We start from the raw sequence: 24,331 nt of genomic DNA, 5'->3' as shown, positions 1-24,331 counted from the left end.
TCGGGGGGGAAATCACAAGTAAAGGACATCACACGGAAAATTAGTCTCAAAAAATAAGTATTGTCAAGTTTGGGCCTGGGTTGCGGGAAAAGTGCGATCGACATAAATTGTATCATGCTAGACTTGACCTAGCTCATCTTTAAGGCAGATACGGGCGATCGACAACCTAGAGGCTTCCAGCACCTGCACCAGAAAAACCCTCATACTGCCGCCTGAACTATATACCTCACGAAGTTGTAATTGTCAATGGTAAATTATTTAGTCAACAAATGGCCGGAGTATTTTAAACCCGGTATGACGCCGCGAAAAAAACGTATTATTAGATTTTTACTAGCATTCCTCCTAACTTTCATCACGTATCAAGCAATCTTAGAAATTATTACAGTAGAAATTCCGATTTTCGGCTTTCACGATATTGTTGACCTTCGCAATCCCCAGGAAATACCGCCGCAGCGGCGAGACTTTCCCGGCGACTACAGCCAGCAAAATTTGGAACCTTTTTTAGAGCATTTAGTCAGCCATAACTATTGGTTTTTGTCAACCCAAGAGCTTTACGAGTATTTCATCGCCAATCCACAAAAGCCGGTGCCGAGTGAATATCGCGATCGCAAAAAAGTTATGATTGCCTTTGACGATGGAAACAAAAGCATTTATACGCACTTACTGCCGATTTTAGAAAGACTCGAAAATAAATACGGCAAAAAAACTCAAGTAGTTGTATTTATCAACTCCGGCTTCTTGGGCCGCCAAGATTCACTCATAAAAAAGGTAACTTGTCAAGACTTAAGAGACGGAATGCAAAAAGGATTTTATGATATTCAATCCCACGGACTGAACCACGAAAATCTCACAAAAATTTCTCTGACAGCATTAGACAGAGAATTATCTCAAGACCAAATTAGACTGAGGAAATGCACCCAAGATTTAGACCCAAATCAAATAGTTGCGTCTCACATAGCCTACCCATTTGGCGCTGTAAACAAAGAAGTTGAAAAATCTGTTGCTAAATACTACAAATCCGGCTACTTGTACGACAGTTTAAAATTAAAATTGCGGTTTTTTCCACCCAATAAATACCGGATTTCGAGGTTAACAGTCAATACCAAACACTCCGCAAAAAGACTCAGCAGCTTAGCTTCAGGAAGCTGGCTGCACAAATTAATACGCAAGTAAATTTTTGCAAATATATAGTATTTAAAACAAATCGGTAGGTACATTGGAATACACAACATCAGAGTCACAAGACACGGTAAAAAACGAAAACCTTTTTGCAGTTGCTGCGGTTTCCCAACGCGCCAACGCGCTGGATGCGCTGCGCGGACTAGCAGTGTTAGCGATGGTTTTATCAGGTACAATAGCCCGCAAAACCTTACCAGCCTGGATGTATCACGCTCAATTACCACCACCAGACCACGTTTTTAATAACAAACTGCCGGGATTAACCTGGGTTGATTTAGTTTTCCCCTTCTTTTTGTTTGCAATGGGCGCCGCCATACCGCTAGCTTTGTCGCGCCGCATCGCCAAGGGATGGGATACAAAAAAAATAATTTTCTCTATTTTGCAAAGAGGCTTTTTCTTAGCATCATTTGCGATATTTCTCCAACACATTCGCCCAACTACAATTAACCCCGACGAACCCAGCCCGCAAAAGTGGTGGCTGGCTTTGTGCGGATTTTTCATATTATTCTTGATGTACGTTCGCTGGCCCCAAAAGTGGTCGGCGTGGCTGCGCGGAGGGTTAACCCTTGCTGCTTGGAGTGCCGGGATTGGCTTCATATCTCACATCAAATATCCCGACGGTAGGGGAATTTCTTTTAACCGCAGCGATATTATCTTAATGGTACTGGCAAATGTAGCCGTTTTCGGCTCGATAATTTGGCTGTTTACTCGTTCAAATGTGTGGTTGCGAGTGGGATTTTTGGGCTTGCTGTTGGCGGCGCGGCTGTCTTCCCATGATGCTGGTTGGATTAAGTCTGTTTGGCTGTACTCTCCTGCACCTTGGCTGTTTCAATTTGATTATTTAAAGTATTTGTTCGTGGTGATTCCTGGTACGATTGTCGGGGATTTGCTCGGTCGGTGGATAGAGTATTCTTCGCCGGAAGAGGCAAATTATGCTCGCTGGAAGAGTTGGCGCTATTTCAGCATTATGGTTTTGATGTTTGCTGTCAATTTAGTCTTGTTAGTTGGACTGCAAGCTAGATGGATGTGGCAAACTGGATTAGTGGCGGTGGGGCTATGTTTGTGGGGCTTGGTTTTGTTGAGAAAGCCTGGGAATGTCACGGAAAATTTATTGAATCGCCTTTATAGATGGGGGTTTTATTGGCTCGTTTTGGGTTTGCTGTTTGAGCCTTATGAAGGGGGAATTAAGAAAGATTCAGCGACGATGAGTTACTTTTTTGTAACGGCGGGAATGGCGATTTTTCTGTTGATTGGGTTGACGATAATTATCGATGTGTTTCAGAAGAGATGGTTTTTGCAGTTATTTATTGATAACGGGGTCAATCCGATGATTGGCTATGCGGGATTTGCTAACATTATTTGGCCGATTCTGGTTTTAAATAAATGGGAACCGGTGATTATTGAGATGACTTCAACCGACCCGTTGATGGGGTTTTTGAGGGGTTTTGGATATACGGCGATTTTGGCGTTAATTGTGGTGTTGTTTACCAGGTTGAAACTATTTTTGAGGACGTGAGATAATTAAAGGGCGAGAGCATCTTCACGTTTGGTAAATATAATTTCCTCATCGGCTTGCCGAAATTCAATATTAAACTTATCAAACACAACTTCTCGCCCTAAGAGCATGACATCTGCTGTATTATTTTGTATCCAAGCAGTAGGAACCATCAAATTTTGTCCGTCAATTGTCATTTCAATCTGTCGCAAAACATACTCAACGGTTCCCCCAATTGTTTGACCTATTGATATGTGTTCTCCATCCGCTAAGGCATATCCCAAATCTTGACCTGCTTTCAGTGAAATTATACTAAAATCTGCTCCTGAATCTACGACCATAGTAGCATTGATTGCTAAGTCTTTATGCTTGAGATTTACTTGATAGGTAGGCGACCACTCATGGGTGCTTACCGTGCGGAAATAAATCGGTAAAATCACAATAGAGGCTGTAAAACCAGGAACTAAGTAAATTGAAAAAATCTCTCCTGATGCTTCTGCTAAATCTAAAACTTCGCGCAAGTTTTCACTATTCGCGATTGTACCGTTAGCATTGTAAGCAACATATTGATGGGCATACTGTTGCAATTGCTGGCGATTCCGATTTAGCCATTGCAGCATTTCCCGGATTTCGTTTTTAGCAGGAGTTTTGTTCATAGATGATGCTGTTATTTGCTAGAGAGATTTGCTGGCAAACCCTAGGGAGTTACCGCTTATGAAAGTGACTTGAGAATGCCACTTTCTAACTGATAAATTGCTGCCATGATTCCGGTTTCAGGATGTGTGAGTAGGGATTTTTTCACATCTTTCAAGTAACTTACAATGTGTTCTCGCAAAATTGGTCTTTCTACTTTGACTGTGTGATTGTAATCCCACAAATCCCAGATGATAATGCCGATGCCGACAATCGGGTCGATTAAACCTACTCCCAACTGACTAGCAACTGTACCGCCTGTTTTTGTTGCTACTTTCGCGGCGGCTTTGCTAGCAACTTTTGCCGTAACTTTGCTGCCGACTTTGACTGCTACTCCCAATATTAATGGTTTAGCAATTAAGTAACCGCTGCCGCCCACTAATGCTTTTAATGATAAATTTGAGATGTTTCCTTTGTCGCTAATTGTGGTGGCAATATCGTTGAGATATTTGTCCCATTGTACTTGAGGTATGTTATAATTGTTTTGAACTACTTTTACGTTATTGCTCACTTCGGCTATGTACAAGTTAGCCGTATCTTGAGTAATTAATTGGAATTTCAATTGAGCGTTTTTGGGGAGCAGGACGCGGTTAGCAAATTCTCTTTGGAAGTCTTCGGTTAATTTTTCGGAAACAGCACGAGATGCTGCTGTCATGTCAAATCGGTTGAGTACGGCTGATTTGACGAAGTTGAAAGGTACTGTAAATTCCATCTTTTTTTGATTGAAGTAATCGAAGTACCAATCGAGAAAGCTATTGTCTACTCGTGCAATTACTTCGGTTTCCCATTTGTCCAATTCTTTTGATGCGAAAGTCTCGGCTGTTGTATGGGCTGTTTGGATGGCGTTTTTAACGTCTTGGTTGACTTTGCTGAAATCGTGGGGCGGCGAGACTACAACTGCTGTGGTTGCAGTATTTGTTAGTGACTTGGAAATAATAAAATTACCTGCAAGTGGAATAATAACCACGAGAATGACGATCGTCCAAATCATCGGTGTCACGGTTTTGATAAACTTAGTGATGACTCTGAGACGTTCTGTTTTCTCTGAATAGCTGATTTTCTGGTTGTCTCGATTCATGGCGATTCTGTAAGTGATGAGAGGCTAGTTTTGATTATAGGCGGCGTTTTGTGCGATCGTGTTACAGATGTCTGGGCTCTTATTCTGGAAGGGTTGGGGGGAAAGCGCGATCGACCTTTTTATCTGCGTTAATCAGGGGTCAACAAAAAAACTCTCTCGCCTTCACATTAATTTTTTAATATTTGCCCTTCAACTACTGCTCAGCTTTAACTTTCAGCGTCACTTCATCGCCGTTTCCCACCAACTTCGCAAAGGGTCGCTTTTAGGTGCCATATATCGCGCTTTAACTCGAATTAAATTGAGTACATAGCGTAGTGTTGGCGAATCAACACCTGCTTCCTCTGACCAATGCTTAACTATCTCTAGGGTTGATAAAACCTGAATCTGTGGTGTCTCTTTCCGAAAAAACGATATCGCCCGTTTATCATCCGTCGCAATTGCCCATTCTCGGTTAACCGCGATCGCACCGGTCGCTGACTCGCCGTCACCTAAAATAGCGGCGTAATTCACAAACGATTCAGCCTCCTCTTCTGACTCAAAATCCACGGTTATAAGTAAACTTTGTGCGATCGCTGCCTCGAATTGAGTTGCACCATCATTTTCCTCACTCTCAAGACGCTGGAGCGTTTTTAACTCTTGTTCTCGAACAACTTGGGTGACTGCAACCTGAACAGGAATAGACTTCAGAATTGCCAGTAATTGACCCGAAGCACAAAAGTTGAGAACGCAACAGGCATCAAGAATCAGGTGGGAGTGAACAATTTGCATAATTTGACTTCTCCCATTACTCCGGCATATTGATCAGGTCAAAATCAGAGGCTTCCTCCATCATTCCGCTTGAATGTTCCCGCAATGCTGCTGCGATGCGACGGGCGTCCAGGCGATCGACATTCAGGAAATCCGAAAAGCGCCCCTCAGTGATCAGTCCTTGATCCAAGGCCTCAATCGCCAGATGCTGATAGTGGAGAGGGATCGTATCACTGCGCTGTGGGATGTCCTCTAAGCCAAGATCCTTTTGTACCTTTCTGACTTTCAACCCGCGATCGCGCAATCGATCCCAAGTTCCAGCCCGCACAAGTTCCATTTCTTCTAACCGATAAGCAAGCGCTTCTATGGACACACCGTAGTAATGCGCTAGTGTGAATAGATGAGTCGGAGTGAACTTGCCATGCGTGCGGCACATATCGTTGAATCGCTTGAACAAGCCGCTAGTCGGCATCAGGAAATATTTTGGGAAAGTGTCGGCGAGTCGTTCGCTTTCTGGAACTCGCTGATACTGACCTTCAAATTCCAACACGGCTTTTCGACGATGTGCGAGAAAGTGAAGGTATTCGTGAGCCAGTGACCAACGCCGCCGCTCCTCTGGATGATTAGCATTGATTGCGATGCAACCGCCAAGGCGTTCATCGTAGCTGTAAACCCCTGAGTATTTTGCTGGCATCTCTAGATAGAAGATGCGGAGTCCCACATCCTGCTCTAAGATGTCCCGCAGACGTAAAATAGGGCCATCTCCCAGCCCAAGCCGCTGGCGCTCTGCAACTGCGATGCTCTCGGCAGTAGCCTTGAGTGGCATATTCGTTACTTGATACTCAGGAGGATAGTTCTGGGGAAGCGGTGCGGACATCATCTCTTCAAGCTCTAAATAATTCCGACACAACTCCTCCAGACGCATGATTGCTGGTTCAATGTGTAACTCTTCCCCTTCACTGCGCTGATAGGCTGCCCGAAACTGCATCTCAAAAGGTTGGATTACCGGACGAGATCGAACAAAGTCGCTGACGGAGCGCCCATAGGCGCGGGCGAGTTTAATCAGTTCGGTTGCCTTAAGGCGGCGTTCTCCTTTCTCGATCGCAACTATAGTGGTACGTGCAACATCAATGATGTTAGCCGCATCAGACTGAGTCATACCGCATTTTTTACGTGCCTGTTGAAGGAGTTCCCCAAGCGTTCGCAGATCGATGTTGTCAAGGATGTTGCTAGTCATACATTTTTCCTCAACTTTACTGAGCTTTGACTGCGTGTCTGTTCAATACCTGTTGTTTGCCATGTTGATTCAATCGATCGACCGCAATTTCGGATTTGACTGTATCCCATTCAGAAACATAGTTTCGATAAAGCTGAATCAGGTGGCTCCGCATATCAGCGGGCAGTAGGCTTTCTGAGATAGCGCCGCGATCGACGATATCATCAAGCACTGGAAATTCTCGGGTTAAAGCTTCCCACTGAATACCCATTTCATCTGATACATCAAGCAAATTTCGGAGGGTGTTAACCTGCACAAGCATATGATCGAGATGCAAACTGGACTCCTTTGGCGGGCGGTTTCCGTGAAGCACTACATAGCGCGTTCGATCTTTTATATAGGTAGCAGCAAGCGCTTGTCGTCTTAAAAGACAAGAGGAACAGTAACCACACTGAATCGGCTGCTGGCGATGTGGGCTGTCGCATGACATAGTTAGCGGCGGCAAGTCGTTTCTCCCGTCTTCAGCCAATGCTTTGCACATTTTGGCTTTAGTCCAGAAGAGAAATGGATTTTTTACGCGGAACTCTTCTCCCAAAAGTTCTGAGACGACATCGCTCACCATAAGTAAAGTCAGTGGGTGAACAGAGCGAGAGTGATCCAGTCCTACAGCAGATGCGCGGTAAGGAAGGTTGATCGCCCCAATCCCATTCTCATACACGCAGAGAACCCGCCGATTCATTAGGTAGGCACACGCGGCACCAAGCAGAGTGAATACAACACCTCGCGCACGCGAACGTTTGTTCTTGTGTTGCACATCGCTATCGTGGAAGCGGATCGGGACGCGGAAAAGATGACAACGACCCGAGAAGATGGACTCAACCTTTTTTGCTACTCGTCCCTGGCGGGCATAGACACTATTGTTACTGCCACTTCCAAACAGCACGAACGGCTTTTCTGGATATATCCGAAGACGAGTGTACAGACCCGCAAGGGCATCAAGTCCACCACTCCAAAGCGCCACTTCACAGCCTTGAGGTATTATTGGCAAAACTAATTGCTGCTTAACAAAACGTTCCGGTGTGACCCTTCTTTGGAAGTCGAAAACCCATTCGCTCCCAGTCGCCCATCCAAGAAGGTGTTCCAGCTTTGTCCGGAACGGTTCGGCGTTCAGTAATTCCGGATGACGTACTGGAAGCACCACTTGAAGACGACGTGGCTTTCCGCTCAAATTTTGGGGCGCAAGGCGGTCTGAAGCATGGATTGCAACGGCGAGGTCAACGAGGTCGGCAATGATGGCTGGAAACTCTGCCTGAACCCGATACCCGAATGCCTCATCATCCACATTGATGCCAACATTTACCTCTTTACCCTGAGAGCGATCTATGAAGCGCACAGATCCATTACTGTTCGATACAGGTTCAAACTGCAAGGTGTAATTGCTGCAATCACTATCGTCAAGGCTCTGCTCAATCGAAGGTTTGTAGTTCATAGCAGATCCTCATCAAGGTCTATCTCTTTCACCTTCTCGGGTGGAGACCGTCGCAGGTTTTTCACATCCTCATTCGCAGTAGCCTTCTTCGCCCATTTACTGATATCGGCTAACATATCTGGACGGATGGCCTCAACACGCTCTGTAACGGTCGCGTTATCAACATCAGCATGGTGATTGGGTGTCAGCGGAATGCGTTGCTCAAATTTTGCCTTGTACACTTCTTGGAATAACCGCTCTACAACAGCTTCCGGCAAATTGCTAGTTTCTGCTTTATGGTTGTAGCGACATTCATGGAGGATTCCCTTTCCAGCACGACGGAGTAGTTCTTGGACATGATGCTTAACTTTCGCTTGTCCTACCTGTCGATCGATCTCCGTGCTTAAAGCAGCCCAATTCACAGAGCTATGCTGGCTAACATTTTTCATCATCTGTCTCAACATCTCTCCCATTTGCTTGGCGTATTTGACCGCCACAATACCGTAATTTGTCTTGATGTCCCGTATCAGAGCATCCTTCACAACCCAAGCATATTCACTGCTGTTGGCTTTTCCTTCACAAAGCCACTTATACGGCTTCTGGTAAAGCCCGGAAAGCTGACTATGAACGATATCTCCGTCGGGCATGATCGAACCTCCAAGGCTCGGAGTTGGGTTCTATCATGCTAGCCAATCTTTCTGCCAATGTCAACCATTAAGCTAGAAAAATAACAGAAAATGTCAGGATAGAGATTTGCAAGATTGGGTATAGCCCATACTCGGAGATGAGGAGGAGCGTCAGTGGCAATTCGATCGCACACCTAATCCCCCCTCCTCGCAGCAACAGACGGGCGATCGCACTATTTAACGGACGAGTCCCGCAAATTGGCTTGACTCAAAAAAAGACCTATGGCTGTTGTAGTAACAGTTGTTCATTAAATGTCCAGTAATTTTATACTAAAAAAACCCGGTTTCTTGGAGAAACCGGGTTTTTAATCAAGGCTAAAAGCGATTAAACCTTAGCCTCATTCTTCACCAAATTACCCCAACCCAAATCCTTCAGCGAATTATTCCGGCGCAACGGACGAGTCACCAACTCCAAAATATCCCGCGCATTACCAAAGCCGTGAATCTGAGCGAAAGTAAACTCAACAGACCACTTAGTATTAATCCCGCGCGCTTCCAAAGGATTAGCGTGAGCCATACCAGTAATCACCAAGTCAATATTCTGCGCGTAAATCCGCTGAAGCTGATTGTAATTGTCTGGTTTTTCGACAATCCGAGGTGTGGGAACACCCATCTCGTGACAAGTTTTTTCTAACAGCGCTAACTCGGCTGCTTGATAGCGCTTGTCCATGTAAGGAATGCCGATTTCTGGGCAAGTCATGCCGCAGCGAATCAAGAAACGTGCTAAAGAAATCTCTAGCAAGTTGTCGCCCATAAAGAAGACTGATTTGCCACGAATGATTTGCAGGTAATCTTCTAAACCAGCCCAGATTTGCGCTTCTCTTTCGTCTAAACCTTTTGGTTCAATGCCCAAAACAGAGCAAATCTTTTCAATCCAAGCGCGAGTTCCGTCTGGCCCGATCGGGAATGGAGCACCAATTAGCTTACACTTACGACGGCGCATCAACGTAGAAGCCGTACGGGACAAGAACGGATTCATGCCAGATACATAATAGCCTTCTTCCAAAACTGGCAATTCAGTGTAGCGTTTGGAAGGAAGCCAACCGGAAACTTTGATGCCTTGCTTCTTCAATTCTAAGGTTAGCTGGGTGACAACTGGGTCGGGCAATGAACCGAAAAGTACCAGCGGCGTGTGCTTGACATATTCGGATTCATCTGCTGCAACTTCCTCTTTTTTCTTACCGAAATTCAGCAGTTGAGAGATGGCATTGCGTTCTTGTTTCTGAGATTCCATCACGGGCGCTTTCTCAGGACATTTAGCGGCCATTGCTGCTAAAACGGTGTCTTCCCCTTGGGTGAAAGCGTAATCTAGGCCGTTAGCGCGGGCTGTGACGATGGGAATGCCGATTTCTGCTTCGAGTTTCGGTGCTAACCCTTCCAAGTCCATTTTGATGATTTCGGTGGTGCAGGTGCCTATCCAGACGATTACACTGGGATTACGATCGCGCTTAATCTGCAAGCACAGCCGCTTCAACTCGTCATAATCGTTTAATTGAGCGGAAATATCGCCCTCTTCCAGCTCAGCCATCGCATAGCGCGGTTCGGCAAAAATCATCACGCCCATAGCGTTTTGTAAGAAGTAGCCGCAAGTCTTGGTACCGATGACTAGGAAAAAGCTATCTTCAATTTTTTGATAAAGCCAAGCTACGCAGCTAATCGGACAAAATGTGTGATAATTGCCTGTTTCGCATTCAAAGTTTAAAGCTTCTGGTTCGGTAGTAGTAATAGCAGTCATATCTCAAATGTTCTCCTTTTAAATTGTTTTTTGGATCGAATTGGACTTGTGCGCGATCGAGCAAATATCTGTTTTTGGCGATCGCGACGCAGCAAACAATAATAGAAATACCTAGTGCAGACCCTAATTACTCTGAAAAATAGATGCAGCCCACTCAATATTTCTGCAACCGCCGCCAAAATTTGAGATAAAAAATTCTGCGCGAGGGTGAATAATCCCTCACAGCAGGGATTTAGTGTTTTTCAACTTGCTAAGGTAAAAGCCTTGTGGCAGTTGTGAGTTTGAGTTAATTAAAAATTAACAACTCGCAACTCACAACTCATACCATTTTCGCTTTTCGATTGGCGATTTTCGATTAGGAATGACTGATGAAGCTCGCGGTTTAGAACACGAGCCTACAGTTGGATTCTTGGGGAAAAAGGGTATCACCAATAGATGGGGAAACTTGAAGACTAAGAGAGATTTGGGCGATCGCCACAACCTCACTTAAAATCCGACAAAAAGCCCGAAATTTCTTCATCCTCATCCTCAGAGTCCAAATCGCCCAGACCTAGAGCATCTAAATCATCTTCATCAGGATCTCCGGTAGTTGCTTCCCCAAGATCGTCAAGTCCGAGATCGTCAAGATCATCGTCATCAGATACAGAGAAATCGTCAAGACCATCTTCGTCCAAGTCGCCCAGATCCAGATCTAGGTCATCAGAGGTCTTGGCCCCAAACGGATCGGGTATTTCTTCGGCGACAAAATCTGCATCTTCTTCCCCAAACGGGTCGGATATCCCCGATTCGAGATCCCCAGAAGTCAAAGTCCCAAATTCTGAGGCTTCGTCTTCCTCGTCATCGCCGAGGTCGAGACCGCCCAAAGCCGAGGCTTCTTCTTCCTCGTCATCGTCGCCCATATCGAAGTCAGATAAGGCGTCTTCGTCATCGTCGCCCATATCGAAGTCAGATACGGCGTCTTCGTCATCGTCGCCCATATCGAAGTCAGATACGGCGTCTTCGTCATCGTCGCCCAGACTCAGATTGTCCAAAGCCGAGGCTTCGTCTTCCTCATCATCGTCCAGGTCAAAGTCGGAGACTGCTTCTTCCTCGTCATCGTCCAGGTCAAAGTCGGAGACTGCTTCTTCCTCATCATCGTCCAGGTCAAAGTCGGAGACTGCTTCTTCCTCGTCATCGTCCAGGTCAAAGTCGGAGACTGCTTCTTCCTCATCATCGTCTAGGTCAAAGTCGGAGACTGCTTCTTCTTCGTCATCGTCTAGGTCAAAGTCGGAGACTGCTTCTTCTTCGTCATCGTCTAGGTCAAAGTCGGAGACTGCTTCTTCGTCGGGTCTGAGTGCTGATGCAGCAGCCGCCAGACCGGCGACTCCGGCGACTCCGGCGACTACTCCGGCTGCTGCTAGGGCCGCACCGCCTAATTTATTAGATTTGGCCGTTTCGGGTGCAGCAGTTGCAGTTTGAGCTGCGGGTGCAGCAGTTGCAGTTTGAGCTGCTGCGGGTGCAGTAGTTGCAGTTTGAGCTGCGGGTGCAGCAGTTGCAGTTTGAGCTGCGGGTGCAGCAGTTGCAGTTTGAGCTGCGGGTGCAGCAGTTGCAGTTTGAGCTGCTGCGGGTGGTGTGAGAGTTGGAGATTGGCCAGCAGTCTGTGGCAGGGTAGCTGAGGGCATACCCAGCGCGATGTCCGGGTCAAAATTTAGCCCCAACACTTCGATCAGGCTATCTGCATCCGGCTTGAGTCTTGAGAAGGGCAGCATTAATTGCTGGAGTTCCGGCTCCAGGGCAGCCGCAATTCCCAGGATGAGGTAAGAAACAGGCCTTTTCCCGCCGTCGGGTGTGGCGACCGTGTTGTCAGCCGTCATGTGCAGGAGCAGCCAAGCTCGATTCACCTGGTAGTAGTCCAACCACTTCTGTTTGAGAGCAACTGAAAAAGTATCAAAAAAAGCCATAACCTCTTTATCCTCATCCTGATCGCTAGACCTATTAAACCATCATCAGGTCTAGCTCATCTTCCTCCTTCTTGACCACTGGTTGAACAGGATTTAGATAAAAATCTGACAGTAAGGAGAATAATTCGCGATCGGGTGTGTCGTTGGGCACTACTCCTTCGGGCATTGCCAAGATTTGGTCGGCGATGTTGAGGTAGTAATCGCAGACGTAGTTGAGGGAGGGATCGCTCTCGGCCATTTCAAACAAAGTCTTGCCTTTGACGCGAGAAACGCGGATGTCTTCAATCAGCGGCAGCACTTCCAGCACCGGCATGGGTACGGTTTCGATGTACTTGTCGATCAAGTCGCGCTTGGAGGTGCGGTTGCCAATTAAACCGGCGAGGCGCAACGGGTGAGTGCGGGCTTTTTCGCGGACTGAGGCGGCGATGCGGTTGGCTGCGAATAAGGCGTCGAACCCGTTGTCGGTGACGATCATGCAGTAGTCGGCGTAGTTCAATGGGGCTGCAAAACCGCCGCACACTACGTCGCCGAGCACGTCGAACAGGATGATGTCGTATTCCTCGAAGGCATTGAGTTCTTTGAGCAGTTTCACGGTTTCGCCGACTACGTAGCCGCCGCAACCAGCTCCTGCGGGGGGGCCGCCTGCTTCTACGCAGTCAACGCCGCCGTAGCCTTTGTAGATGACATCTTCGGGCCAAACGTCTTCGTAGTGATAGTCCTTTTCCTGAAGGGTGTCAATAATTGTGGGGATCAAGAAGCCCGTGAGGGTAAATGTGCTGTCATGCTTTGGATCGCAACCGATTTGCAAAACTTTTTTGCCGCGCTTGGCTAGGGCAACGGAGATGTTGCAGCTTGTTGTCGATTTGCCAATTCCACCTTTTCCGTAAACTGCGAGTTTCACTGTTTGTTCTCCTATAGGTTTCTATCAAAACTATCGGGGCTGGGGTTTGACGCTTTGATGTTGCGATCGCCCAAATCCGACCAACTGCGCCCAACTGCACTTAACTGCAATGCCCTTACTGTCAAGTTACGAGCAGGCCTGCGTCACCTCTTTGAAAGCATTATTAGCTAACTTGCGAGGAAAAGAAAGGGGGCATCAAAATGAAAATGCTAGTAATTGTGTTTATTTTGCCTCTTTGGGAATCTTAGCTGCTTTTTTGATTTACGAATCTATTTTTAGATTTTTTTTAGATTTTAAATAGATTTTAGAATATTTTTTTAATATAAAGAGGTACAAAAATAAAACAAAAATTAACTTATCAAACAATCTCGGCTTTTGGCTTTGGGGCCTTGATGCAGGCATTTGATGGCTTGTGCGGGTAACTCGAAGGGGTACAAAGGCGCTGGTGGATGAGGTAAAGGCGAGAGTGAGTTGGATTAATTGGGGCTGGGGAGGGCAAAGTGATCTTAGCTTTCGGCTGTTGGGGGTGATTTTGGTAGGGTTTTGAGTTTTGTGTAAAAAATTGTGAATTTTTAGGAATTGGTGGACAGTTGACAATGGGCAGTGGGCAGTGGGCAGTGGGCAGTGGGCAGTGGGCAGTTGACAGTAAGTAAGCAGTGGACAGTTGACAATGGGCAGCGAAAAGTTGACAGTTTTCTGTTGTTTGTTTTCTGTTGTCTGTTTACGGATTACACATCGGTGGCTAGAAACACGGTTTCTGCGAGTTTTGCGTTGGGTAACGAGAAATATACTAAGAAACCTGGTTTCTGAGGGCGCAAGTGCGATCGCGAAATACAGTTTTCATTTGTTAGTGGTCAGTTTTCAGTTTTTTTTGATTAATTAATGCCCACTGCCCACTGCCAACTGCCCACTGCCCACTGCCAACTGCCCACTGCCCACTGCCCACTGCCCACTGCCCACTGTCAACTGTCAACTGCCAACTGACTTCTGACGATCGGAATTTCGATCGCAAACTCAGTGCCCAGTCCAACTTCCGAAACGCAGTCGAGCCGCCCCCCGTGCTTTTCCACAACTAAGTGGTAAGAAATCGACAGTCCCAACCCCGTACCCTTACCGACTGGTTTGGTGGTAAAAAACGGGTCAAATAGTTGGCGGCGAATCTCATCCGGTATGCCCCCGCCGTTGTCGGAAATGCGGATTGCTACAAAATCCCCAACAACTTCAGTGCGAATTGTAATAGCCGGAAGAGTCAATGGAGAACTAGGAATTGACGGCGGGGAATTTTTGCCATTTCTCCTAGCCCATTCCCCGTTGTGGATTTCTTCATCCAAAGCATCAATCGCATTGCCGAGAATATTCATAAACACCTGATTTAGCTGGCCGCCACAGCACTGGATTTGGGGTAGCTTGCCGTATTCTTTAATAATGTGAATAGCTGGATGTCCGCCTTGAGCTTTGAGCCGATGCTGCAAAATTAGCAAAGTGCTGTCGAGTCCTTCGTGAATGTCAACGAGCTTGATGTTAGATTGATCCGATCGCGAAAAATTACGCATCGACAAAACTATTTGGCGAATGCGCTCGGTGCCCGATTGCATCGAAGACAACATCTTAGATAAGTCTTCCACCAAAAAATCGATTTCCATCTCTGCTGCTGCTTCCTGAATTTCCGAGGCTGGTTCGGGATAGTGCTTTTGGTAAAGGTCTAAGAGTTGAATCAATTCTTTGATGTAATGACTGGTGTGGGAAAGATTGCCGTAGATAAAATTAACCGGATTGTTAATTTCGTGAGCGATACCGGCAATCATTTGTCCCAAGGAAGACATTTTTTCGGTTTGGACTAATTGACTTTGAGTTTGCTGCAACTTTCGCACAGTTTCCTCTAATTGCTGCGCTTGATTTTTCAAACAAGTTTGCTTTTTTCGCAGCACTTCTTCGACTCGCTGGCGCTTGATAATATCTCGTCTCAATAATTCATTTGATTCTAAAAGTTGGGCGGTGCGCTCTTCTACTTGTTTTTTTAAGTCGTCGTGAGCTTGGCGCAGGGCTTCTTGGGCGCGCTGCCGCTCTAAAATTTCTTGTTGCAAAAGTTCGTTGGTTTTCTGCAATTGGGCGGCTCTATCGTCTACTGCTTGCTGCAAAAGCTCGATCGTCCCGTACATTTCCGATTGGTTAAAAACTTGCGGCAAACTTGTGAGAGAGACAACGCCCAAAAGTTCTCCGTGACTGCCAACTACTACCAAACGGCGGACTCCGTGCCGCTGCATGGACTGGTGGGCGCGGAAGAGAGAATCGGTGGGAGATATGCAAAATAAAGGCGCACTCATCGCCTCAGCCGCCGAGATTTGGCAGAGGTTTAATTCCAGGGCGTGAAACTGCACAATGTCGCGCTCGGTGACAATGCCGATCGGCATTGGGTAATTTTCTCGCTTGTCGATCCGCTGTGGATGCTGAATTTGGTCTTCGACAATCACCACGCAACGGGATTGATGTTTGACCATGAGTTGGGCTAAATCGAGGGCTGAGGCAGTCTTGGGCGCCGAAATGACTTCTTTTGTCATTACATCGGCAGCACAGCGCAAATTGGTCAGCAAGTTGACCGGTTGCAGGGCTTCGTGAATGGCTTCGCGGGTGATAATGCCGATCAGTCGCGACTCCTCATCGACTACGGGCAAATGCCGGATCTGGTGCTGGCGCAAGGTGAAGATGGCTGTGAAAATATCTTGAGACTCGGATTGTGTGAGGGTAATGGGCGATCGAGTCATTACGTCAGCAATTGTCAGTCCGATCGCACAATTGGCAAGGGTAGTTAGCTTGACGATATCTCGTTCTGTAAAAATGCCGATCGGGCGCGAGTCTTCCACGACTAAGACGCAACTGCGCTTGGCGGGGGTGGGAACACCCTTTTGTTTTTCGCCGCAAAGCTGACAGGAGACGCGCATCGGGTTCATGAGAGCTAAGACTTTGGCGATCGGGGTTTCTGGAGCCACTGTCAGCGGGTGGCGATCGATCGATCGATCTAAAGGTGACAAGTAGATTGGTGGGCTGTTGGCTTCTACAGGGGGTTCTGATGTTTTAATTGCTAGCTGCGGAACTGAATCTAAGAAATGTTGTAAATTTTCTTGTAGCATGGTTGATTATTAATTTTACTTAATGAATTGTTACAATTTGGCGGACATGGATGGGCAGACTTAGCATTAATTAAGTGAGTGACAGATGTTCGATCGCCTAAAATCTGATTGCTAGAAAACCCCTGATTTAATTTTTATTTTTTAATGCCTATGTCTTGGACGCCCTTAAGTCATCGAATTCATCACTTGCCGCTGATCCTTGCGGGCCCGATTTTGCGCCGGACTGAAACTGGGGAAGTGACAGTTTGGCTGGCTCTGAAAGCAGCGCGGGAAGTCGAACTCAAGGTTTATTCGACTAAGGGCGGCATCGGCGAAATTGTCGATGTGCCGTTGCTGCAAGGTGCAAAATCTACTGTGCAGCTTGGCAAATATCTGCACGTAGTGGCGGTGACGGCTAAACCAATTAACAGCAATGTCTTGACATATGGACAAATTTATGCTTATGACATTGAGTTTGATCGGGATCGCGAGTCGTCGTCGGTGGGAGTCCCAGAAAATGAGAAGGAAAATCTCCTTTCTTGTCTGTGGCCGACTTCCCCTGATTTATCGGTTTTGGGCCCGGAGGCGATCGGTTATTTCGCTCACGGGTTGCCGACTTTTGCCCTGCCACCGAGGGATTTAAACTATTTGCGTATAGTCCATGGTTCTTGTCGCAAGCCCCACGGAGGTGGCAGAGATGCGCTGCCAATTTTGGATAATGCGATCGAACAATTTGCAGGAATGGCAAATTTCCGGCCCCACCAACTGTTTTTAACAGGTGACCAAATTTACGGCGACGACGTTGCTGATGCGATGCTGTGGGCTTTGACTGACGCTGGCGATACGCTGTTGGGCTGGGAAGAGAATCTGCCCCTGATGAATGATGCCCAAATTAAAAAGAATTTGTGTACCAGTATACCTAGAAATTTGGAAAAAGAAAATGTAGTTGGCGCAAAAAGGGAAATTTTTAGAGAGGCGCCAATTCAGAAAGCGTCTAATGCTGAGTCTGGGTACAAAAAACCAATTGAGTTACAGCCGGGGACTCGCAGCGATATTGCCAGAGATTTTGGTGGCTTTACGGCGATGTTGGTAAATAAACCCGACAAGTCTAAAAGTCACTTGTTTGGTTTGGGGGAATATTGCGCGATGTATTTGTTAGTTTGGTCTCCTGTGCTTTGGTGCGCGAGTTTTCCGAAGGGTAAGGATATTTGTCAAGAGTCTAAGGAGGTGAAAATCTGGGACAAAGAAGTTGTTGAACTTGATGGTTTTGTTCGCAATTTGTGGAGGGTGAGGCGGGCGCTGGCAAATATTCCTACTTATATGATTTGTGACGATCATGATGTTAGCGATGATTGGTATTTGAATCGGGAGTGGTGTTATCGGGTGCTGGGTAAGTCGCTGGGCCGCCGGGTGGTGCAGAATGCTTTGCTGGCTTATGCTGTGTTTCAAGGTTGGGGAAATATGCCCGCACAGTTCGAGGATGGAAGAGTAGGAGATAAGTTATTAAAGGCTACTGAAAAGTGGTCGGATTCGGCGGGGACTGATGTTGCTGTTTGGGAGGAGGCGGCTTCGTATTTGGGGATTCCTGCGGTTGATATTGAGACTGGTTTGCCGAAGTTTAAGTTAGATGATGATGTTTTGATTTTGGATCGGGATGGCGAGGGTGTAGGTGAGGTTTTGAGTTGGCATTTTACTGTGAGAAGTTTTAAGCATGAGGTGATTGTGCTGGATACGCGGACTTGGCGGGGCTATCCGGTGGAAAGTGCGATCGATCCACCGATGCTTTTGACTCACAAGGGTTTTGAGGAGCAAATTCAGCAGCCTTTGCGGGAGACTGATTTGCTGAATAAAACTGGGGAATTTGCGATCGAGGCGACGCTGGTTGTGGTGCCGACTAATTTGGTGGGTTTGTGGATTATTGATGCGGTGCAAAGGCGGGATGTGGAACAGGGGAAGGTTTTTAATAGTGATGCGGGGGATGCTTGGAATTTTCATGAGTTGGCTTTTGTGAAGCTGTTGTCGGAGTTTTTTCGGCAGCGCGATCGGGTGATTGTTTTGACGGGGGATATTCACTATGCTGCGGCGGTGCGGCTGAGTTATTGGTCGGATTGTCATTTTGGCGATTGTCGCCCTGAGATTGAGTGTTTGCCACCTGGATCTAAGTTGAATCGCCAATCGTCTGTGTTGGCGCAGTTGACTGCTAGTGCTTTTATTAATGAGGAGTGGAAAACTCATGTTGTTCATACTAAGATTAAGTCGCTGTTTCCTGAGCGATCGCATGAATGTTTGGGATGGAATGAGCCGCTGGAGTTGGTAACTATTCCGAAATTTGGCAGGAAGAAAGCTTTGGCTGCTCCTGTGAGGGATAGGCAATCTTTGCCTGATTGGGGTTATCGAGTTGATTGGGTGAAACGGCAAAAAGCTCGGCTGTTTTTGCAGCATGAAAATGGTGAGCCGTCAAGCAGGTCGCATAAAAATAAACAATTGCCGCTGCTGCATAGGTTATGGAATTTGATATCGCTGTTGTGGCGCAATCGCTGGCTGCAAGAGGGTGATGAGATTGTGGGATATAGCAATATTGCGATCGTCAGTTTTCAGTGGCCTGCTGAGGGTGATGGTGAGAAAGCGGTGATACAAAATGTTTATTGGCGGCCTCTTTGGGAGCCGGATAGTGTGGTTTACAGTCAATATTTTGTGCCGCTGGGATTGGATGAGTCTAAGGTTGATTGATGTGGTGTTTTGCCTTTAAATTTAATTGTTTGGGCGATGTGACTGCAGAGGAGAGGAGGACACGGCAGTGCCGTTTCCCTACCCCAAAATAATCGATCGCGCGATCGCACATCACCATCGGCGACACGGCAGAAGAGGAGACGGCTTGGCCTTTGTCCCTACCCCAAAATAATCGATCGCACAATCATCTTTAACCACCGCCTGATTTGTAGGGAAACGGCACTGCCGTGTCCGAATTTCGGGGAACGGGTAAAATTAACCGGGGTGAATTTGTCAATCGCACAATCATATTTAACCACCGCCCAATTTGTAGGGAAACGGCACTGCCGTGTCCGAATTTATGAATTTTTGCTCCGAATTTCTTTAAAAACGCGAATCTAACAAACTAGGGTGATTTTTATGATATTCTAATTTATCAGGATTTTCGCTCCAACGTTGAGGATTGTTGGTGATGTATTGCTTTTTGCAATTCAAAGTTTCTTCATCGCGGATAATTGATTCATAAAAACCATCTTGCCAGACAGGAACTTCTGTTGTTTCGCAGAACCTATGAATGAATCTGGTAACAGCACCTTTATAGGAACGGATTGCGGTAGGAATTGAACCGCGAACGGGTTGACCAAATTGTTCGCGGGTAGAGACAGGCCTTGGCTGTGTGTTTACGGGGGTATTGTCAACGATCGCCAAAAGTCCATGCACATGATCGGGCATAATCACAAATGTATCTAAGTCAAACCGGGGAAAATGATTGGGAATGTCTAGCCAACAAGTGTGGGCAAGATGACCTAAAAGATTTAATTGCATTTTACCGTCAATTACTTCGCCGAATATACATTGTCGTTCATTGGTGCAAATGGTAATGTAATAAACGCCCGGTTGAGTATAATCGTATCCTTTAAGACGCACAGTACGGCGGTGGTGTTTTTGGGGGTCGTAAGGCATGATATTAAAATAGAATAGTCTCTCTTTCATTAATCATTGTATCGATAACATGGCAGAAGAGGAGACGGCTTGGCCTTTGTCCCTACCCCCAAAATGTCGCCCGATCGCCCGATCGCACAAAACCACCACCCACATCCGTAGGGACACGACACTGCCGTCTCCGAATTTCTTCACAAAAAATCAAACACCACCACCCACATCCGTAGGGACACGGCACTGCCGTCTCCGAATTTCTTCACGAAAAATCAAACATCACCACCCACATCCGTAGGGACACGGCACTGCCGTCTCCGAATTTCTGCCGTGTCCTAATTTCGGGTAACGGGTAAAATTAACCGCACTGAATCATGAATTTGCCTGATCGCCCGATCGCCCGATCGCCCGATCGCACATTTTCCCCAAAATCGCCCATTCCCCGAAAGATCGATCGCCCGATCGCACAATCGGATGTAACCACCGACAACACCGCAAAGTCGGACACCGCACCGTACCGTTTCCCTACCCCAAAAATTCATCGCCCATTGCTCTCAAACATCGCCCAAATCCCCCCTTCCCTCCAAACGCAGGAAATGCACCCAGCCCAACGCATCGCCCGCTACGACTGTCACTCCATCAGATGCAATAGCACAGCAATTGAACAAATCCTCTCCGCTGAAACTAGCAACCTCCTCACCGCTGTCGATGTCCCAGACTCTCAGGGTTTTATCCGATGAAGCGGAAATTGCGGTTCTGCCATTCGGTGCGATCGCCACTGCGGTTACCTCCTCAGTATGACCGATGAGAGTTCTAATTTCTGTGCCACTCTCGACGTTCCAGACTTTTAGGGTTTTATCGGATGAACCAGAAACCGCTGTTTTTCTGTCTGGTGCGATCGCGACCGCTTTTACATAGCCAGTATGACCTGTGAGAGTTATGAGTTCGTTGCCACTAAGCAAATCCCAGACTTTTAGCCTTCTATCCTTTGAAGCCGAAATTGCTGTGAGGCTGTTCGGTGCGATCGCGACTCCTGTTACATAGTCAGTATGACCTGTGAAGGTTGTAAGAAAGGTGCCGCTGTCGATGTCCCAGACTTTTAGGGTTTTATCCATTGAAGCCAAAAGCGCTCTTTTTCCGTCTGGTGCGATCGCCACTGCTCTTACCCAGAAAGTATGACTCGTGAGAGTTTTCAGTTCTGAGCCTGTCTCGATGTCCCAGATTTTCAGGGTTTGATCCTCTGAAGCGGAAATCGCGGTTTTTCCGTCCGGTGCGATCGCCACTGCATTTACCGACTTACTATGACCCGTGAGAGTTTTCAGTTCCTGGCCTGTCTCGGTGTCCCAGATTTTCAGGGTTTCATCCCTTGAAGCGGAAATCGCGGTTTTACCGTCTGGTGCGATCGCCACTGCACTTACCACGCTACTATGACCGACAAGCGTCCGCAGCGCACCCTCATTTGCCCTTTCCAGATTAGGCTTCAAAGGCCACAGGCAGGGACTTTTTCTCGAATGCTTAGCTTGTTCCACTATTTCCTGAATCTCAGGTATTTCAAAATCCACCAACCGACTCCACAAATGCACTGCCAATTGCGTTTTATCCTTTTCCAAAATATGCGCCGACTTGCGAATTGCCCCTTGAATCAATCTCAGAGTTTCACCTTGCTCCCCCGACAGCAACACATCAGAAATTATCGCTAAATCGTAATCCTCAATTAGCGCTTGTACCCCCAACGCCTCCAACTTCGCCTCAATGAAATCGAAATCCGTCAACAACTGATGCAGCCTTTCCCCTTGAACAGTATCTGCCAAATGCCCCGGCAGAGTTTCCAAAGCATAAAGCCGCTTTTGCCGCGACATTTTCCCCAACTTTTGTTTAAACTTACTCATCGCCGTACAAATCCTCCCACAAATTATCAGAAATCGCCGTTTCGATATCCCGCAGCGACACCCCAGCTTTCTGCACCACATCTATGCGGTGGAGAAACTTTTGGAAACTCGCGTGATAAATACTGTAATCAGGAGAAGTATCGCTGCTGCGCCGCAAAAACTGCTCCCAATCATCCAGAACTTCCTGCACGTCTAAGGCATCTTCCTCAGCAAAATCCGCCACAATATCGCAGGAAACAGGCTTGCGAACTTTAGTCAACAAATAAATAACCTTCAACTTGCGGCGGCGCAATTCTTTATCCTTAACCGCCATTTCCATCCGCCCCCAATACTTCAGATAATATCCTTCCAACTCCCTCGGCAAATCTTTCAAACTGACATCGCTGTACTTGTCTCTCTCGATATCATTCAGCACATAGCGGAGGTACATAAAATTATTTTGGCTTTTCTCTGCCACAACTGCCACAAACTGTTCCCGGCTCAAATTTTGACGATTAATCCAATCCTGAATTGACAAACTATGGCTGGTGCGTTTTTCAATATAAGCCTTGACATCTTCCAGACTTTCGGCATTATATTGCATCAAATCGAAAACCTGATGATTTGGCAAAGGCAGAGTTTTCGGCTGTTTCGAGACAATAAAATAAACATTATCGGGCAAAGCATCCGGCAAATAGAGGACATTGCTACCTTTTCCCTGATCCGTCAAATCAACTTCATCCAGCGCATCCACCACAAAAATCAACTTTTGCCCGCCCAATTTAGCGCTAACTTCCCCCAACAACCGACTTAAAAAATTGCCATCTGTCGTCGCATTCTCCGGCAATCTTGGATAATCCAGTTTGAAAACTTGAATTAACTGAGTGCAGACATTTTGCAGAAATTGCTTTGGCTTGACAGTGCCTTGAGATTGCGAGTTAAAATGAACAATACAGTGGCGCTTCAGCAGCAACACAAACATCGCCATAATTGAACTTTTGCCGACTCCCGGTTCGGCTTCTAAAACAAAATAGCCTTTCGGATTGTCCAGCAAGAAGCGGATCATTGCGTCAAACACAAATTTCCGGCCGGTAAAGTCTTGAACTTTCTCATTAATAATCGTCTCGCACTCGTAGGGAAGCGGCAATCGGGGCGCGGAAGTATCAACTAATCTTTGCAGCAAATCCTGGATTTGCCCTAAATCGGATCGGATGCCAATTTCTATTGATGCCAATTTCGCCATCACTTGACAAATCTGCTGCTGAGTTGCCACAGCCTCCAATTTGTCGAGGATTTCGCGATTTTGCAGCCCCAAATCTTTGAGCTCGGCCAAAGCAACTTGATGCAGATTCAACACCATCGCCGCAAACTTCTGCCCACCAGTCTCGGCATCCTGTTTCAGCACTTCCCGAAACGCTTGCGGGAAAGTTGCGTGCAGTTTCTGCGCCACAAACTGTACAATTTCACCATCGAAGGATTTACATTCACTCGCCGCGAATCTGTTGACAAAAATCCCCCAATCTTCCGCAGTCAATCCCGTAACTTCATCAAAGTTATCAGCAGAAAATATCTTAGTAAGTTGGTCTTCCGAAATCTTTAAAACACTTGACAAATCTGTAATTTGTGTGTTAATATTGAGCCAATATGTAATACTTTCCTCGGCTAATTGGTTGAGTTCTGTTTCAGGCGAAGGCAGATGCTTAGATTTGGCAAGTTCTTTTAATTCAGTCGATCGCGCCACCGACTTGAGAATATAGCCGATCGCCTCACCCGCCGCCCTAGTCAAATCGTGATTGTCCAGGATATGCTTATTCTTAGCCAAGCGATCGACCATTTTGTTGCCGATATCCGCAGACACCATATCTCCAGCCAAACTAGCAGCAATCGTCGATAATGCAGAAACACCCACAACTGCGATCGGGCCACCAATCATCCCGGCTGCGGCCTCAGCCAAAGGCCCCGATCCACTCAGGACATTAGCAATAACCTGCCCGACAGTCATCACCGCGCCGCATCCAACCAACCTAGTTTTAAATATTGCTAAATCTATCTGTGGCATAAATTAAATATTTTTCTGACTTTGCCGTAGTTTAGCGCGGTGACAGAATTGCCACAAGGTCGATCGCACTCACGAAATAAATCCCGTAGGGAAACGGCACTGCCGTGTCCTTTTCCTTACTGCCGTGTCCTTTTCCTTAAATCCCCCGTAGGGAAACGGCACTGCCGTGTCCTGATTTCGGGTAACGGGTGAAATCAACCGAATTTGATGGTGAAATTGTCGTAGCGCGATCGACTCCAACCACCACCGGATTAATGATTGTAGGGAAACGGCACTGCCGTGTCCTGATTTCGGGTAACGGGTGAAATCAACCGAATTTGATGGTGAAATTGTTGTAGCGTAGCGGGGCGTAAGCCATCGTGCGATCGAATTCAACCATCGGCAACACGGCAAAAGAGGAGACGGCAATGCCGTTTCCCTACCCCAAAATCTCCGGCGCGCGATCGACTCCAACCACCACCGGATTAATGATTGTAGGGAAACGGCACTGCCGTGTCCTGATTTCGGGTAACGG

Annotated in this window: 19 protein-coding genes; 5 read left to right on the top strand and 14 right to left on the bottom strand. The window is 46.8% G+C overall.

The genetic code is table 11. The features are described 5' to 3' along the window. Positions 1–246 precede the first annotated feature (246 nt). Together QUB68_RS00450 and QUB68_RS00445 are read left to right on the top strand one after the other, a co-directional pair. Positions 247–1,173 (top strand): polysaccharide deacetylase family protein, encoded by a 927-nt coding sequence (locus QUB68_RS00450; protein WP_332988341.1) that lies wholly within the window; start codon positions 247–249, stop codon positions 1,171–1,173. Between the two features lie 43 nt (positions 1,174–1,216). After that, positions 1,217–2,695, top strand: a complete 1,479-nt coding sequence (locus QUB68_RS00445; protein ID WP_332988339.1) for a DUF5009 domain-containing protein — start codon at positions 1,217–1,219, stop codon at positions 2,693–2,695. Positions 2,696–2,700: 5 nt separating this feature from the next. Here QUB68_RS00445 and QUB68_RS00440 read toward each other — a convergent pair whose 3' ends face one another. From QUB68_RS00440 to QUB68_RS00410, 7 genes are all read right to left on the bottom strand, one after another. Then, a complete protein-coding gene (locus QUB68_RS00440) occupies positions 2,701–3,330 on the bottom strand; it encodes a retropepsin-like domain-containing protein (protein ID WP_332988337.1) in 630 nt (209 codons plus the stop codon). Positions 3,331–3,386: 56 nt separating this feature from the next. Continuing rightward, a complete protein-coding gene (locus QUB68_RS00435; RefSeq protein WP_332988335.1) occupies positions 3,387–4,445 on the bottom strand; it encodes a hypothetical protein in 1,059 nt (352 codons plus the stop codon). Positions 4,446–4,664: 219 nt separating this feature from the next. Further along, a complete protein-coding gene (locus tag QUB68_RS00430; protein ID WP_332988332.1) occupies positions 4,665–5,213 on the bottom strand; it encodes a hypothetical protein in 549 nt (182 codons plus the stop codon). 16 nt (positions 5,214–5,229) lie between these two features. Continuing rightward, positions 5,230–6,429, bottom strand: coding sequence for an XRE family transcriptional regulator (locus tag QUB68_RS00425; protein WP_332988330.1), 1,200 nt, complete (start codon positions 6,427–6,429; stop codon positions 5,230–5,232). Positions 6,430–6,445: 16 nt separating this feature from the next. Then, positions 6,446–7,897, bottom strand: a complete 1,452-nt coding sequence (locus QUB68_RS00420) for a 7-cyano-7-deazaguanine synthase (protein ID WP_332988329.1) — start codon at positions 7,895–7,897, stop codon at positions 6,446–6,448. Further along, on the bottom strand, positions 7,894–8,523 hold the full coding sequence (locus QUB68_RS00415; RefSeq protein ID WP_332988327.1) for a hypothetical protein: 630 nt from the start codon (positions 8,521–8,523) through the stop codon (positions 7,894–7,896). The genes QUB68_RS00420 and QUB68_RS00415 overlap by 4 nt, the downstream gene beginning before the upstream one ends. A 364-nt stretch (positions 8,524–8,887) precedes the next feature. Further along, positions 8,888–10,297 (bottom strand): ferredoxin:protochlorophyllide reductase (ATP-dependent) subunit N, encoded by a 1,410-nt coding sequence (locus tag QUB68_RS00410; RefSeq protein WP_332988325.1) that lies wholly within the window; start codon positions 10,295–10,297, stop codon positions 8,888–8,890. 361 nt (positions 10,298–10,658) lie between these two features. Here QUB68_RS00410 and QUB68_RS00405 point away from each other — a divergent pair, with 361 nt between their 5' ends. Continuing rightward, complete coding sequence (locus QUB68_RS00405; protein ID WP_332988323.1) at positions 10,659–10,787, top strand: hypothetical protein; 129 nt, start codon at positions 10,659–10,661, stop codon at positions 10,785–10,787. Here QUB68_RS00405 and QUB68_RS00400 read toward each other — a convergent pair. The 3 genes from QUB68_RS00400 to QUB68_RS00390 all read right to left on the bottom strand — a co-directional run bounded on the left by QUB68_RS00400 (position 10,780) and on the right by QUB68_RS00390 (position 16,266). After that, complete coding sequence (locus QUB68_RS00400; protein ID WP_332988320.1) at positions 10,780–12,237, bottom strand: DUF5331 domain-containing protein; 1,458 nt, start codon at positions 12,235–12,237, stop codon at positions 10,780–10,782. The genes QUB68_RS00405 and QUB68_RS00400 overlap by 8 nt on opposite strands. Positions 12,238–12,271: 34 nt before the next feature. Continuing rightward, positions 12,272–13,138: a ferredoxin:protochlorophyllide reductase (ATP-dependent) iron-sulfur ATP-binding protein gene (bchL, locus tag QUB68_RS00395; protein WP_332988317.1), complete on the bottom strand. Its 867-nt coding sequence runs from the start codon at positions 13,136–13,138 to the stop codon at positions 12,272–12,274. A gap of 962 nt (positions 13,139–14,100) precedes the next feature. Beyond that, on the bottom strand, positions 14,101–16,266 hold the full coding sequence (locus QUB68_RS00390; protein ID WP_332988315.1) for a CBS domain-containing protein: 2,166 nt from the start codon (positions 16,264–16,266) through the stop codon (positions 14,101–14,103). 150 nt (positions 16,267–16,416) lie between these two features. Between QUB68_RS00390 and QUB68_RS00385 the strand changes: the two genes are divergently transcribed. Continuing rightward, positions 16,417–18,975: a PhoD-like phosphatase gene (locus QUB68_RS00385; protein WP_332988313.1), complete on the top strand. Its 2,559-nt coding sequence runs from the start codon at positions 16,417–16,419 to the stop codon at positions 18,973–18,975. A gap of 363 nt (positions 18,976–19,338) precedes the next feature. Here QUB68_RS00385 and QUB68_RS00380 read toward each other — a convergent pair whose 3' ends face one another. Beyond that, positions 19,339–19,917 carry a transposase gene (locus QUB68_RS00380; RefSeq protein WP_332988312.1) on the bottom strand — a complete coding sequence of 193 codons (579 nt, stop codon included), beginning with the start codon at positions 19,915–19,917 and terminating at the stop codon, positions 19,339–19,341. Between the two features lie 49 nt (positions 19,918–19,966). Between QUB68_RS00380 and QUB68_RS00375 the strand changes: the two genes are divergently transcribed. Beyond that, entirely contained in the window at positions 19,967–20,188 is a 222-nt protein-coding gene (locus tag QUB68_RS00375; protein WP_332988310.1) for a hypothetical protein, read from the top strand. Positions 20,189–20,225: 37 nt separating this feature from the next. On the opposite strand, the gene QUB68_RS00370 is transcribed toward QUB68_RS00375, so the two are convergent. From QUB68_RS00370 to QUB68_RS00360, 3 genes are read right to left on the bottom strand one after another with little or no spacing between them, the layout of a single operon-like run. After that, positions 20,226–20,432 carry a hypothetical protein gene (locus QUB68_RS00370; RefSeq protein WP_332988309.1) on the bottom strand — a complete coding sequence of 69 codons (207 nt, stop codon included), beginning with the start codon at positions 20,430–20,432 and terminating at the stop codon, positions 20,226–20,228. A gap of 12 nt (positions 20,433–20,444) precedes the next feature. Continuing rightward, positions 20,445–21,779 carry a beta-propeller domain-containing protein gene (locus QUB68_RS00365; RefSeq protein ID WP_332988307.1) on the bottom strand — a complete coding sequence of 445 codons (1,335 nt, stop codon included), beginning with the start codon at positions 21,777–21,779 and terminating at the stop codon, positions 20,445–20,447. After that, positions 21,772–23,817, bottom strand: coding sequence for an ATP-binding protein (locus QUB68_RS00360; protein ID WP_332988305.1), 2,046 nt, complete (start codon positions 23,815–23,817; stop codon positions 21,772–21,774). Before QUB68_RS00360 ends, QUB68_RS00365 begins: the two co-directional genes overlap by 8 nt. Between the last annotated feature and the right edge of the window lie 514 nt (positions 23,818–24,331).

Source organism: Microcoleus sp. A006_D1 (genome assembly GCF_036702805.1).
GTDB lineage: Bacteria > Cyanobacteriota > Cyanobacteriia > Cyanobacteriales > Microcoleaceae > Microcoleus.
The sequence above is the reverse complement of the archived record's forward strand: the minus strand, read 5'-3'. Positions and strand labels throughout refer to the sequence as shown.

Excerpts from the sequence above, each read along its gene's own strand:
- QUB68_RS00365 (WP_332988307.1), bottom strand. The coding sequence starts at position 21,779 with ATGAGTAAGTTTAAACAAAAGTTGGGGAAAATGTCGCGGCAAAAGCGG.
- QUB68_RS00375 (WP_332988310.1), top strand. The coding sequence starts at position 19,967 with ATGGCAGAAGAGGAGACGGCTTGGCCTTTGTCCCTACCCCCAAAATGT.
- QUB68_RS00450 (WP_332988341.1), top strand. The coding sequence starts at position 247 with ATGGTAAATTATTTAGTCAACAAATGGCCGGAGTATTTTAAACCCGGT.
- QUB68_RS00410 (WP_332988325.1), bottom strand. The coding sequence starts at position 10,297 with ATGACTGCTATTACTACTACCGAACCAGAAGCTTTAAACTTTGAATGC.
- QUB68_RS00400 (WP_332988320.1), bottom strand. The coding sequence starts at position 12,237 with ATGGCTTTTTTTGATACTTTTTCAGTTGCTCTCAAACAGAAGTGGTTG.
- QUB68_RS00425 (WP_332988330.1), bottom strand. The coding sequence starts at position 6,429 with ATGACTAGCAACATCCTTGACAACATCGATCTGCGAACGCTTGGGGAA.
- QUB68_RS00420 (WP_332988329.1), bottom strand. The coding sequence starts at position 7,897 with ATGAACTACAAACCTTCGATTGAGCAGAGCCTTGACGATAGTGATTGC.
- QUB68_RS00415 (WP_332988327.1), bottom strand. The coding sequence starts at position 8,523 with ATGCCCGACGGAGATATCGTTCATAGTCAGCTTTCCGGGCTTTACCAG.
- QUB68_RS00390 (WP_332988315.1), bottom strand. The coding sequence starts at position 16,266 with ATGCTACAAGAAAATTTACAACATTTCTTAGATTCAGTTCCGCAGCTA.
- QUB68_RS00430 (WP_332988332.1), bottom strand. The coding sequence starts at position 5,213 with ATGCAAATTGTTCACTCCCACCTGATTCTTGATGCCTGTTGCGTTCTC.
- QUB68_RS00385 (WP_332988313.1), top strand. The coding sequence starts at position 16,417 with ATGTCTTGGACGCCCTTAAGTCATCGAATTCATCACTTGCCGCTGATC.
- QUB68_RS00370 (WP_332988309.1), bottom strand. The coding sequence starts at position 20,432 with ATGAATTTTTGGGGTAGGGAAACGGTACGGTGCGGTGTCCGACTTTGC.
- QUB68_RS00380 (WP_332988312.1), bottom strand. The coding sequence starts at position 19,917 with ATGCCTTACGACCCCCAAAAACACCACCGCCGTACTGTGCGTCTTAAA.
- QUB68_RS00440 (WP_332988337.1), bottom strand. The coding sequence starts at position 3,330 with ATGAACAAAACTCCTGCTAAAAACGAAATCCGGGAAATGCTGCAATGG.
- QUB68_RS00360 (WP_332988305.1), bottom strand. The coding sequence starts at position 23,817 with ATGCCACAGATAGATTTAGCAATATTTAAAACTAGGTTGGTTGGATGC.
- QUB68_RS00435 (WP_332988335.1), bottom strand. The coding sequence starts at position 4,445 with ATGAATCGAGACAACCAGAAAATCAGCTATTCAGAGAAAACAGAACGT.
- QUB68_RS00405 (WP_332988323.1), top strand. The coding sequence starts at position 10,659 with ATGACTGATGAAGCTCGCGGTTTAGAACACGAGCCTACAGTTGGATTC.